Consider the following 12,345-nt stretch of genomic DNA (forward strand, 5'->3'; position numbering starts at 1 on the left):
GTGGAGCTACAGCTGGTAATTATACTATTGCAGTAACAGGAACAGGAGTTACAACAAACTCTATAGATTTAGATTTAAATGTTAATGGAGCTGCACCAGTAGCACCAGGATTAACAACACCTGCCAATGGAGCAACTGGTACAGCATTAGCAGTAGACTTAAATTGGGCAGTTATAGCAGAAGCAGAAACCTATACAGTTGAAACAGCTACAGATGCTGCTTTTACAGCAAATACAACATCTAATGTTGTTAATGCCGCTACTTTTACAACACCAACATTATCAGAATCTACTCAATACTACTGGAGAGTAAAATCTACAAATAGCTGTGGCGAATCTAGCTACTCTAGTGTATATAATTTTACAACAGCTGCAATTGTATGTAGTACTTATAATTCTACCGAAAATAATATAACAATACCATCTACAGGAACTACAGAGCACGTAATAACATCTACAATAAATATTAGTGCAGATACAGTAATTTCAGATATAAATGTAACAGTAAATGTACAGCACATTTGGGCTGGAGATATGGAACTTAAATTAACATCGCCAAATGGAACTGAAGTAATTATGTTAGCTAATAGTAAATGTGATGACGGTACAGATGATATAGCAGCAACGTATGATGATCAAGCTTCTGGCCCTGTAGTATGTAGTGCTACAGCTCCTGCTGTTGGAGGTATTATTCAACCAGAAGAAGTATTATCTGCTTTTAATGGTGAAAACGCTCAAGGGAACTGGATTCTTACTGCTACAGATGGTTACCCTTCTGAAGACGGAGGTGTATTCCAAAACTATGCTATAGAAATTTGTGGTACAGCAGCATTAAGTGTACCTGAATTTAATTTAGAAAATGCAATAAGCTTATGGCCAAACCCATCTAATGGAGCTATAAACTTATCATTTAACACTATAAATAGTGAAGATGTTAATGTAAAATTATTTGACCTAAGTGGACGATTAATAAACACACAATCATTTAAAAACACAGCAGGAACATTTAATAAAACCATTCAGTTTGGTAAATTAAATACCGCTGTTTACATTTTAAGCATTGAAACTGCTGGACAGAAAATTAATAAACGTATAATTATTGAATAGTCTTCTTTAAAATATGTTAAATAAAAAAAGGATTCCTAATTTAGGAATCCTTTTTTATTACGACCAAAGTTGAAAATACTTTAAACATGACATTAAAAGAACAATTAGATACTAAAGCAGCTGCCACAAAAAAAGTACTAGCTAGCGAAAAATATAATATAATGGATAATGCAACTCAAGCATTAATACAATCTAATATTACCAAAAATGCTTTAAAAACAGGAGATATAATAAACGATTTTACATTAGTAAATGCTACAAATACGCCTGTTACACTATCTAATAGATTAAAAAACAAACGTGTAGTGTTATCATTTTATAGAGGTGGTTGGTGTCCGTATTGTAATATGGAGTTAAGAGCATTACAAAATATATTACCAGAAATTGAAGCTAATAATGCCGAATTAATAGCTATTTCTCCAGAAGTTCCAGACCAATCCTTAACAACAAGCGAAAAAAACGAATTATCATTTCAAGTATTAAGCGATGTAGATAATAAAGTTGCTAAAAACCTAGGCCTAGTATTTAAAATGCCAAAAGATTTACAAGATTTGTATACTAATGAGTTTAACATTCATGTAGATAAACACAATGGTAACAACAATTACGAGCTACCATTAGCTGCCACATACATTATAAACGAAAATGGTAAAATTATTTACGATTTTGTTACCGAGCGTTATACAGAGCGTGCAGAACCTAAAGATATATTAGAGGTTTTACAGAATAACTAAAAATTAGTTTTACATAACAAATTAAAGACCTTGCGTAATTGTGAGGTCTTTTGTTTTATATAGTTAATTATATCTTTTATATTTATGTTGTAACCAATTAAAGAAACCTATGTACATATCAGGAATAGATACTGTATTTCCTCAACACTATCCACTTTTTAAATCAGTCGATAAGTTATCTATTCTAATGGAAAATAATAAAGATATAGCTGTCAGTTTAGTAACACCATTAATATTGACTTTGTACTCTGCTTTTGAATGCTATTTGACAAACATTGAGGATTCTATCTCAAATAATGCTGAGTTAAACGAACAATATCCTGAATCAGAACGTCCGAAAATGGATAAGCGTCCTTTTGTTCTATATAAAATTCTTAATAATAAGGATTTTGATAAGTCAAGTAAGCTCTACGACGACTATAATCATTTTGTAAAACTTAGGAATCTAATAGCTCACTCAAGGTTAGAATCAATTGAATGGAAAAATTTTGAGGCTAAAAGTGAAGTTCGTACAGCTATGAAACCAAGCCATATTGATAAAAAAGAAATGCGAAAACATTCATATTCGACTAAAGTCCAAAGGGATGATAGAGCTGATAAAGTAATCTCATTCTTAGAAAGGCGAAAAATAATAGATATTCAAGGTCAATTTAGAATGGAAGGGTTTGTATACTCAATCCAAAAAGTAGAAATAGCGGAATGGGCAAACAAGATGATTACGGAATTAATGCTGGAGTTTAATGAAGATAGAACCAATCCATTATACTAGCGAATACAGCTGGTTACAACATGGTACTCTTTACACAAGTCCATGATTTTATAAAAAATGACTCATTTTTAGTCATTTTAAAGAAGTCATCCCGTTAGTTTACCAAGTATCGCTACTGTTAAGCTTAACTTAGTAGCATTAAGAATTAATAGCACTATTATTGAACAAATCAGGCTACCTAAAAACACACATATTTTACGGGCTTAAAAATCTTAATAGTGGTTTCGATGTAGAAAGTTCCTATTACTTTTCAGAAACTGATTTTGAAATTGTACTTAAACGTATTCAGGAAAAAGGAATAATTATCCAAGGCATAGAATCTTGGCTAAATGGAAAATTTTATGATGTGTTAACTTACGAAAATTTCAATACAACTGCTGAAGATACAGTATGGCACAAAAAAGCTTTAGAACAATTAAAAAAACGAAAGGAAAACTTAATGTACTCTGCTACTTATGAGATTCCTGATAAATTACTTTCAAAATAAAAAAGACCTTGATTTTCTCAAGGTCTTTTCAAAATATTATAACTGTTTTAGTTTTTTTATTCAGCCAAAAACGCCTCCACATTGTTCTTAATACGTTCTTGAATATTAGAAACATCTGCCTTTACAAAAGGCTCTCCCATAATATTTTCGTATAACTCAATATAACGTTCGCTAACACTCTCAATATAGGCATCACTCATTTCTGGTACAGTTTGCCCTTCAAGGCCTTGAAAACCATTAGCAATTAGCCATTGACGCACAAACTCTTTAGACAATTGTTTCTGTGCTTCTCCCTTTTCTTGGCGTTCTTCATAACCATCAGCATAAAAATAGCGTGAAGAATCTGGCGTATGTATTTCGTCTATTAAAACGATTTTTCCATCTTTAGTTTTTCCAAATTCATATTTAGTATCTACTAAAATTAAACCTCGAGACGCAGCAATTTCGGTACCACGAGTAAATAATTTGCGTGTGTAATCTTCTAAAACCAAATAATCAGCTTCCGAAACTATACCTTTCTTCAAAATATCTTCACGAGAAATATCTTCGTCATGATCTCCCATTTCTGCTTTAGTAGCTGGTGTAATAATTGGTTCTGGAAACTTGTCATTCTCTTTCATACCTTCTGGCATAGGCACTCCACAAAGTATACGTTTACCCGCTTTATATTCTCTAGCAGCATGACCAGACATATACCCACGAATAACCATTTCTACCTTAAAAGGCTCACATAACTCCCCTACTGCAACATTAGGATCTGGAGTTGCTGTTAACCAATTTGGCACAATATCCTCAGTTTGTGCCATAAATTTAGTCGCAATCTGGTTTAAAATTTGTCCTTTGTAAGGTATTCCTTTTGGCATTACTACATCGAAAGCACTTAATCTATCGGTAGCTACCATTACCAAACGGTCGTTCTCTAAACTGTAAACAGCTCTTACTTTTCCTTTATAAACACTTTTTTGTCCTGGAAAATTAAAATTGGAATCTATTATTGTATTACTCATTAGTCCTTTAAATAGTTCTGAATATATTCTGTATAATTTTAAATACTAGTTGTTTTTTGGCTTTTATTTCTTTTTTACAAAAAGCCTAATTTAATATCATCATTTTCAACTTCAACTTCAACTTCAACTTCAACCTTATTCTGCATTTTCAATTTGCTTATATGCTGCAATAATTTTCTTAACCAGTTTATGGCGTATTACATCTTTATCATCTAAAAAGACCATGCCAACACCCTCAACGTCTTTTAACACTAAAAGAGCTTCCTTTAGGCCAGAAATGGTACGTCGTGGCAAATCTATTTGTCCGGGATCTCCTGTTAATAAAAACTTAGCACTTTTACCCATACGGGTTAAAAACATTTTCATTTGGTTATGTGTCGTGTTCTGCCCTTCGTCTAAAATAACAAAAGCATTATCTAACGTACGACCTCTCATAAATGCCAAAGGCGCAATTTGTATTGTTCCGTTTTCAATGTAATGCGCAAGTTTTTCTGCCGGAATCATATCACGTAATGCATCGTATAACGGTTGCATGTATGGATCTAATTTTTCTTTTAAATCTCCTGGTAAAAACCCTAGGTTCTCCCCTGCTTCTACTGCTGGACGTGTTAATATAATACGTTTTACTTCTTTATTTTTTAACGCTTGTACTGCTAAAGCTACCCCTGTGTAAGTTTTTCCAGTACCTGCTGGGCCAATTGCAAAAACCATATCGTTTTTACGCATTAGCTCTACCAATTTACGCTGGTTAGCCGTTTGTGCCTTAATTAATTTTCCATTTGCACCATGCACTATAACTTCTCCACTTTGTGTAGATGTTGTATAATCATCACTACTTTGGCTAGTTAACACACGCTCTATAACATTTTCGTCTAGTTTATTATACTTCCCAAAATGTTTTAAAAGCATCGTCATGCGCCTATCGAATTCATCTAATAATTCTTCTTCTCCAAATGCTTTTATTTTACTACCGCGGGCTACAATTTTTAATTTTGGAAAGTACTTTTTAAGCAGTACAATATTTTCATTTCCAGTTCCAAAAAACTCTTTTGGGCTTATTTCTTCAAGTTCTATTATAATTTCGTTCAAAAGCTAGACGATTTAATTAAATTTTTCTCTTAAGTTTTATTAGTTTTGCTACAGTAAAGCTATACCAACAAATTACTTAACAAACTTACACATTTTTAAGTTTGTTAATTCAAAAAAATATCAACAATTAGTCCATGGCAATTATTACATTAACAACAGATTTTGGTGAGAAAGATCACTTTGCTGGTGCGGTAAAAGGAGCTATTTATAGCGAATTACCCGATGTTAGAATTGTTGATATCTCACATTCTGTTTCTCCTTTCAACATTCCAGAAGCCGCTTATATAATTCAAAACGCTTACAGTAGTTTTCCAGAAGGCACAATACATATTATTGGTATAGATTCTGAAATTAATGAAGAAAACAAACATATTGCTATAAAACTTAACGGACATTATTTTGTTTGTGCTAATAACGGCATTATGAGTATGATTTGTTCTGAAATTACTCCAGAACAACTTGTAGAAATTAATATACACGATAGAATAGAAACTAGTATCCCTGTATTGGATGCTTTTGTAAAGGTTGCTTGCCACATTGCTCGAGGTGGTGCTTTGGGTATTATTGGTAAACCTATAACCAATATAAAGCCTATAAGAAATTTAGCACCTTATGTTAATGACGAAAAAACACAGATTATAGGTAGTATCATTTATATAGATAATTACGGCAATGTTATTACTAATATAAAACAGGCCTTTTTTGAAACAATACAAAAAGGAAGAGCCTTTGAAATTTCTGCCAGAAATTATAAGTTCAAAAAAATATATTCGAAATATAGCGATATTGTTAATTTTGAAATCCCTGAAGATAAACGAAATGACGAAGGCCGTGGCTTAGTTGTTTTTAATTCGTCTAATTATTTAGAAATCGCTATTTATAAAAGTAATAGTAGTTCGGTTGGTAGTGCTAGTACGCTTATGGGACTAAATTTAAGAGATACTGTTACCGTTAATTTTATTAACAAGGTTTCGCCATACCCAGAAACAAAAAACAATTTTTAATGTTTGTACGTATTGTAAAAATGAGTTTTGCTGAAGAGCATGTTCCTGAATTTTTAGCAAATTTTGAAACTGTAAAACAACGCATTCGTAATTTTGAAGGTTGTCAGTTTTTAGAATTATATAGAGATAAGCACAATACCAACATCTTTTTTACGTATAGTTATTGGAATACTGAAGCCGATTTAGAAAATTACAGACATTCCGATTTATTTAAAGGTGTTTGGGCACAAACTAAGCCTTTATTTAATGGAAAACCAGAAGCATGGAGCGTAGATAAATTGGTGAGTTTAGATTGACGATTGAGGATTGACGAAATTTTATACATTCTATTTTAAAATCATGAAAAAAACATTACTGTATTTATTTTTATCATTTTATATATTGTCAAACAACTCCATGTCTGCAATTAATAATTCAGGAGTAAAAGAAAATACCAATATACAATTAGACTCTATTAATAAAACATCTCAGGAGTATTATAATGAAGCTAAAGAGCTAGAAAAAGAAAGTTCTGAGCATTCTAAAAGGGGATTTATTTTTTTAATAATAGGTATATCAGTTTTTCTGATAAGTGGGGTAATTAGAAAAAATAAAAAGGATTAGATTTCTTTAAATTTAAAGTCATTTAAATTATCTGCAGGTTTAATATCTTTGATAAAAATAAACAATACAATTTCCGCCTTTTCGGGAACTAAAAACATAAAATTTTAGATGTTCGCATTACTAAAAAAAGAAATAAACTCATTTTTTGCTTCACCAATAGGTTACTTAGTGATTGCAATATTTTTAATATTAAACGGACTCTTTTTATGGGTTTTTAAAGGAGATTTTAATATTCTTGATTACGGTTTTGCCGATTTATCTTCGTTCTTTTTATTAGCACCTTGGATACTTATTTTCTTAATTCCTGCGGTTACCATGCGTAGTTTTAGCGATGAGAAAAAACAAGGTACTTTAGAACTGTTGTTGACTAAACCAATTTCGCATTTACAAATTGTATTAGGTAAATACTTAGGCGCATTCTTATTAATCATACTCGCACTTTTACCTACCCTCTTATATGTTTATACAGTCAATCAATTAGGGAACCCTGTTGGCAATTTAGATGTTGGCAGTACCTTAGGTTCTTATTTTGGACTGTTATTTCTAGTAGCTGCTTATACTGCTATTGGTGTATTTGCATCTACATTATCCGATAACCAAATCGTTGCTTTTATTAGTGCGGTGTTTATGTGCTTTCTATTCTACATAGGCTTCGAAGGTGTAGCAGATTTAAGTACAAGCAATTTTATAGAGCAATTAGGAATGAGTGCACACTATAAAAGTATGAGTCTTGGTGTATTAGATACACGAGATATCTTATATTTTTTAAGTATAACAGCTATTTTTCTCTTCTTTACAGTTAAACGTATTAATAGAGAAGGTTCAAAACCTATAAAATGGGCTTATATAGCTATTGTTCCTGTTGTATTACTCGTACTAAACATATTAAGTTCATCTGTATATAAACGTTTCGATTTAACTTCAGATAAACGCTATACACTAAGCGAAGCGGCTTTAAATGTTGTAAAGGAAGTTAATTCACCTATTATAATAGATGTGTTTCTAGAAGGTGAAGATTTTCCTTCAGAATTTAGACGTCTACAAACCGAAACTAAACAAATTCTAGAAGAGTTTTCTGCTTATAATGGTAATATTAAATTTAAGTTTATAAACCCTATTGAGGAAGAAGAAACACGAGAGCGTAGTATGCAAATATTAAATGATCGTGGACTAACACCAATGCAGTTAAGTGTACAGGGTAAAAATGGACAAAATTCACAACGAGTTATATTTCCTTGGGCATTGGCTAGTTTTAATAACCAAACAGTAAAAATTCCGTTAGTAAAAAATAAAATTGGTGCTACGCAAGAAGAATTAGTATCTAATTCTGTACAACACTTAGAGTACGCTTTTGCAGATGGTTTTGGTAAGTTAGTAAACCCGAAGCGTAGAAAAATTGGTATTTTAAGAGGTAACGGACAATTAGAAAATAAATATATTTTCGATTTTGTAAAGACCCTTCGCGATTACTATTTTATTGCGCCATTTACATTAGATAGTGTTGCAACAAATCCTGTAAAAACATCTAAATCGTTAAATACCTACGATTTAATAATTTCTGCAAAACCAACAGAAGCCTTTTCTGAAAATGAAAAATTAGTACTAGACCAATACACCATGAACGGAGGGAAAAGTCTCTGGTTACTGGATGCTGTTGCTATGGAAAAAGACAGCCTGTACAATATTGAAGGTAAAAATGTTGCAGTAAGTAGAGATTTAAACTTAACCGATTTCTTTTTCAAATATGGAGTTCGTACTAACCCATTACTTGTAAAGTCTATGTATTCGGCTCCTATAACTTTAGCGCAAGGAGAAGGTAGCGAATCTCGTGTAGACAATTTACCATGGACCTATTCGCCATTGGCTACGAGTTCTAGTAAACACCCTATTGTAAACAACTTGAACTTTTTAAAGTTTGATTTTGCAAACCCAATAGATACGCTTAAAAACAATATTAAAAAGACCATTTTGCTAGAAAGTGCTCCATTAAGTAAATTAGAAGGAACTCCTGCAATTATTAGCTTAGAATCTGTAAATGAAGCACCAGACCCTAAAACCTTTAATAAAGGATCACAAACTTTAGCTGTATTATTAGAAGGTGAATTTACATCGGTTTACAATAATAGAATTAAGCCTTTTGATTTACCAGATATTAAAAATAAAAGTACCGATACAAAAATGATTGTCATTTCCGATGGAGATGTTATAAAAAATGAAATTGGCAGAAATGGACCAGAAGAATTAGGTTTCGATCGTGGTACGCTACAAACCTTTGGGAATAAAGAATTTTTACTAAATGCTGTAAATTATCTTTTAGATGACGATGGACTTATAAACATTCGCTCTAAAGAAGTGGCTGTAGCATTTTTAGATCAGCAAAAAATAGCAAAAGAAAAAACCAAGTGGCAATTAATAAATATTGTGCTACCACTCTTTATTTTAGGGCTTTTTGGCTTTTTATTTAACTTTTTAAGAAAAAGAAAATATTCCAAAAAAGCTTAATAAATACAACTCTACAATAGCACTTTTTAAGGGCTCAACTTGTTAATAAGTTTGTTTCTCTATTAAAGAGTTAAATAATATATTTGTGTTGATAACTTTTTGTGAATAATTTAAATTAAAAGTTAGTATTTATTGTGTCATTTTGTAAGCTATCCCTAATAGTAACAACCTCAAAACTCACAATAACAAACCATAATATAATACCTTATAAATAACCAAATGAAATTTATAGTATCGAGTACTTATTTACTAAAACAATTACAAGTTTTAGGAGGTGTAATTAATAGTTCTAACACCTTACCCATTTTAGATAATTTCTTGTTTGATATTGATAATTCTAAACTAACCGTTTCTGCAAGCGACTTAGAAACAACAATGTCTTCTGTTTTAGATATAGAAAGTGATAGTGTTGGTAGCGTTGCTATTCCTGCTCGTTTATTATTAGACACTTTAAAAACGTTTCCAGAACAACCCTTAACCTTTGTAATAGAAGATAATAATACTGTAGAAATAAGCTCTAATCATGGTAAATATGCATTAGCATATGCAGATGGCAATGAGTTTCCTAAAGCCGTTGCTTTAGAGGATCCAAGTGCTACAACTATTGCAGGAAATATTTTAGCTACAGCTATTAGCAAAACTATTTTTGCTGCTGGTAACGACGATTTAAGACCTGTAATGAGTGGTGTTTTCTTTCAATTTTCTACAGACAACTTAACCTTTGTTGCTACAGATGCTCATAAGTTAGTAAAATACACTCGCGAAGATGTTAGTGCTTCTCAAGTAGCAGAGTTTATTATGCCTAAAAAACCTTTAACGTTATTAAAAGGTATTTTATCTGCAAGTGATGAAGAAGTAACTATAGAGTATAACGACTCTAATGCAAAGTTTACTTTCGAGAACACAGTGTTAATATGTCGTTTAATAGATGGTAAATATCCTAACTATGAAGCGGTTATTCCTAAAGAAAACCCTAATAAGTTAAGTATAGATCGTACTCAGTTTTTAAACTCGGTAAAACGTGTTAGTATTTTCTCTAACAAAACAACTCACCAAATTCGTTTAAAAATTGCTGGAGCAGAATTAAATATTTCTGCTGAAGATGTTGATTACAGTAATAAAGCTGAAGAACGTTTAACTTGCGATTATCAAGGAGATGATATGCAGATTGGTTTTAACTCTCGCTTTTTAACCGAGATGTTAAATAATTTAAATGCTAGCGATGTGCAATTAGAAATGAGTATGCCTAACAGAGCTGGTATTTTAACACCAATTGATGGTTTAGATGAAGGAGAAAATGTAACCATGTTAGTTATGCCAGTAATGCTTAATGCATAATTAAAAACGATATAAAACAACTTTTATAGTTTATATACAAAACGTACACTTTACAGTGTGCGTTTTTTTGTTTTATATATTTGCCACATGCAATTACCATTTAACATAAAATTCAATACAAACAATAAAAAAGATGCTTTGCGTTTAGCTTTACAGTCTGCAACAGCAGCTATACTTGCTTTTGTTATTATAAAAAGTATAGAAAGCAAAGAAGTTTTTTTATGCGTATTATCGGCAGTATTTATAGTAGAACCAAGTATAGGAAATACAATATCGCAAGCTAAATCTAGAGTTGTGGCAACTATTGTTGGCAGCATTATAGGCTTTACAATTTCTACCATAATACCATCAAATGTTGGTACCGCAATATCTTTAGGTGTTTCTATGCTAGTTATTAATTTTATTACTGGTTTTAAAAAAAGTTGGCGTTATGGTATTGTCGCTGCGCTAGCAATTGCCTTAGCATCAGAAAGTGGTATCTTAAATGTTACTATAGATAGATTAATTGCCATAGCAATTGGAGTTTGTGTAGGCACACTTGTTACTTTTATTATCTGGCCAGATAAGTCTGAAGATAGAGCAAAACGCTATATGAAAGAAGCTTTAAAAGCAGCAAATAATAGGTTTAATTCTGCGATAGCTAATACTAAACAAAAAGATAATGAGGATGGTAGTAAACATGCAAGTTTATTCCATAAATATATAAACTTGGCCGAAGACATGACTGAAAATGTCAGGTTTTCAGATAGCGATAATTTAAAATCTCGAATTAAACATATAAGAACTCTCTACAATTCTATAATAATAATTCATCGTGTAGGACAAGAATCGCAAACCAATGTTATAGATGAAACTTCAAATATTGAAAAAGATACAGAAAAGATTAAAGCTCTAGTAAATACAATTTTAGAAAACCTCTCTAAAGGAAAAGAAATAGCCGACAGCACTAGCAAAGATTTTTTTGAAACAATAAAAGATTTAATTGAGAATGTAAAAATTTCTGAGGAAGATACTTCAGTGAATATATTACGACATACCTTTATTTTTGGTTTAACAGAAATGAAACAAAGTATGAAAACTTTAATTGAACTCTACTCTAATTAAAATAAAAGAGTAATTAACACCTAATATAAAGCAAAAACGTACACAGCGATAAGTGTACGTTTTCTCATTCTAAAAAAAGTAATATTTAGAATGATTTCTGCCCCTCAACAGAAATTTAATTATACTATTTTCGTAACTAAGCTTACTAAAAAATTAACGCCTTTATCTACGTTAGCTATAGCTACAGCCTTTTGGTTATTAGATGCCGTAGCATCATTAATTTCTTTTAAAACTTTTACTGCATTAGCATTGGTTATAGCACTTTGTGCAATAAAAGCATCAATTTCTGTAACTTTTAAACTTGTTAAGTTTGCCATTTGTGCATTAAATTCTTCATCTGTTTGCGAAGCAGCTTTATCAGCTAAATCATCCCAATTTATTTCGCTCATAATTATATCTTATTAATGTTAATTCTTTTGGTTATGTATTATTTAGCAACTTCCAATAGTTTATTCATATCTCCACCAACTTTAATGATTAAACTATCTATTGAGCTCTCAACTTTCTTTATATCTAATTTATCACCAGTTAAATTTTGTATAGAAGAAATGGCATCATTCTCTGCTGTTTTTACCTTAACCGCAGAGTTTATTAAGTTTTGT

Annotated in this window: 13 protein-coding genes; 10 read left to right on the forward strand and 3 right to left on the reverse strand. The window is 31.4% G+C overall.

Translation table 11 applies throughout. The features are described from left to right. From ACVC2P_RS21130 to ACVC2P_RS21145, 4 genes are all read left to right on the forward strand, one after another. Positions 1-1,106 (forward strand): T9SS type A sorting domain-containing protein (locus ACVC2P_RS21130; protein ID WP_452600421.1); only part of this gene is annotated, 1,106 nt, incomplete at its 5' end. 86 nt (positions 1,107-1,192) lie between these two features. Further along, complete coding sequence (locus tag ACVC2P_RS21135) at positions 1,193-1,840, forward strand: peroxiredoxin-like family protein (protein WP_452600422.1); 648 nt, start codon at positions 1,193-1,195, stop codon at positions 1,838-1,840. Positions 1,841-1,949: 109 nt separating this feature from the next. Further along, positions 1,950-2,609 (forward strand): hypothetical protein, encoded by a 660-nt coding sequence (locus tag ACVC2P_RS21140; protein WP_452600423.1) that lies wholly within the window; start codon positions 1,950-1,952, stop codon positions 2,607-2,609. Between the two features lie 160 nt (positions 2,610-2,769). Continuing rightward, positions 2,770-3,096 carry a hypothetical protein gene (locus tag ACVC2P_RS21145; RefSeq protein ID WP_452600424.1) on the forward strand — a complete coding sequence of 109 codons (327 nt, stop codon included), beginning with the start codon at positions 2,770-2,772 and terminating at the stop codon, positions 3,094-3,096. 56 nt (positions 3,097-3,152) lie between these two features. Here the strand turns inward: ACVC2P_RS21145 and ACVC2P_RS21150 are convergent, their stop codons facing one another. Both ACVC2P_RS21150 and ACVC2P_RS21155 read right to left on the reverse strand, forming a co-directional pair. Beyond that, the gene (locus ACVC2P_RS21150; protein WP_452600425.1) at positions 3,153-4,103 is read right to left on the reverse strand and encodes a phosphoribosylaminoimidazolesuccinocarboxamide synthase; all 951 of its coding nucleotides are present in this window, start codon (positions 4,101-4,103) and stop codon (positions 3,153-3,155) included. A gap of 135 nt (positions 4,104-4,238) precedes the next feature. Beyond that, complete coding sequence (locus ACVC2P_RS21155) at positions 4,239-5,192, reverse strand: PhoH family protein (RefSeq protein ID WP_452600426.1); 954 nt, start codon at positions 5,190-5,192, stop codon at positions 4,239-4,241. 134 nt (positions 5,193-5,326) lie between these two features. Here ACVC2P_RS21155 and ACVC2P_RS21160 point away from each other — a divergent pair, with 134 nt between their 5' ends. The 6 genes from ACVC2P_RS21160 (at position 5,327) to ACVC2P_RS21185 (ending at position 11,743) form a co-directional block, all read left to right on the forward strand. After that, positions 5,327-6,196 carry an SAM hydrolase/SAM-dependent halogenase family protein gene (locus ACVC2P_RS21160; protein ID WP_452600427.1) on the forward strand — a complete coding sequence of 290 codons (870 nt, stop codon included), beginning with the start codon at positions 5,327-5,329 and terminating at the stop codon, positions 6,194-6,196. Next, positions 6,196-6,492, forward strand: coding sequence for a putative quinol monooxygenase (locus ACVC2P_RS21165; RefSeq protein ID WP_452600428.1), 297 nt, complete (start codon positions 6,196-6,198; stop codon positions 6,490-6,492). The genes ACVC2P_RS21160 and ACVC2P_RS21165 overlap by 1 nt, the downstream gene beginning before the upstream one ends. Positions 6,493-6,535: 43 nt before the next feature. Further along, positions 6,536-6,799, forward strand: coding sequence for a hypothetical protein (locus ACVC2P_RS21170; RefSeq protein WP_452600429.1), 264 nt, complete (start codon positions 6,536-6,538; stop codon positions 6,797-6,799). Between the two features lie 108 nt (positions 6,800-6,907). Continuing rightward, positions 6,908-9,301 carry a gliding motility-associated ABC transporter substrate-binding protein GldG gene (gene gldG, locus ACVC2P_RS21175; protein ID WP_452600430.1) on the forward strand — a complete coding sequence of 798 codons (2,394 nt, stop codon included), beginning with the start codon at positions 6,908-6,910 and terminating at the stop codon, positions 9,299-9,301. Positions 9,302-9,520: 219 nt separating this feature from the next. Continuing rightward, entirely contained in the window at positions 9,521-10,639 is a 1,119-nt protein-coding gene (dnaN, locus tag ACVC2P_RS21180) for a DNA polymerase III subunit beta (RefSeq protein ID WP_452600431.1), read from the forward strand. Positions 10,640-10,726: 87 nt separating this feature from the next. After that, positions 10,727-11,743: an FUSC family protein gene (locus ACVC2P_RS21185; protein ID WP_452600432.1), complete on the forward strand. Its 1,017-nt coding sequence runs from the start codon at positions 10,727-10,729 to the stop codon at positions 11,741-11,743. Positions 11,744-11,862: 119 nt separating this feature from the next. Here the strand turns inward: ACVC2P_RS21185 and ACVC2P_RS21190 are convergent, their stop codons facing one another. Continuing rightward, positions 11,863-12,132 carry a hypothetical protein gene (locus ACVC2P_RS21190; RefSeq protein ID WP_452600433.1) on the reverse strand — a complete coding sequence of 90 codons (270 nt, stop codon included), beginning with the start codon at positions 12,130-12,132 and terminating at the stop codon, positions 11,863-11,865. Positions 12,133-12,345: the final 213 nt, after the last annotated feature.

It is taken from the genome of Pontimicrobium sp. MEBiC01747, assembly GCF_053601635.1.

Coding starts and splice junctions, on each gene's coding strand:
- ACVC2P_RS21135 (WP_452600422.1), top strand. CDS start 1,193: ATGACATTAAAAGAACAATTAGATACTAAAGCAGCTGCCACAAAAAAA.
- ACVC2P_RS21140 (WP_452600423.1), top strand. CDS start 1,950: ATGTACATATCAGGAATAGATACTGTATTTCCTCAACACTATCCACTT.
- ACVC2P_RS21150 (WP_452600425.1), bottom strand. CDS start 4,103: ATGAGTAATACAATAATAGATTCCAATTTTAATTTTCCAGGACAAAAA.
- ACVC2P_RS21160 (WP_452600427.1), top strand. CDS start 5,327: ATGGCAATTATTACATTAACAACAGATTTTGGTGAGAAAGATCACTTT.
- ACVC2P_RS21165 (WP_452600428.1), top strand. CDS start 6,196: ATGTTTGTACGTATTGTAAAAATGAGTTTTGCTGAAGAGCATGTTCCT.
- ACVC2P_RS21170 (WP_452600429.1), top strand. CDS start 6,536: ATGAAAAAAACATTACTGTATTTATTTTTATCATTTTATATATTGTCA.
- gldG (WP_452600430.1), top strand. CDS start 6,908: ATGTTCGCATTACTAAAAAAAGAAATAAACTCATTTTTTGCTTCACCA.
- dnaN (WP_452600431.1), top strand. CDS start 9,521: ATGAAATTTATAGTATCGAGTACTTATTTACTAAAACAATTACAAGTT.
- ACVC2P_RS21185 (WP_452600432.1), top strand. CDS start 10,727: ATGCAATTACCATTTAACATAAAATTCAATACAAACAATAAAAAAGAT.
- ACVC2P_RS21190 (WP_452600433.1), bottom strand. CDS start 12,132: ATGAGCGAAATAAATTGGGATGATTTAGCTGATAAAGCTGCTTCGCAA.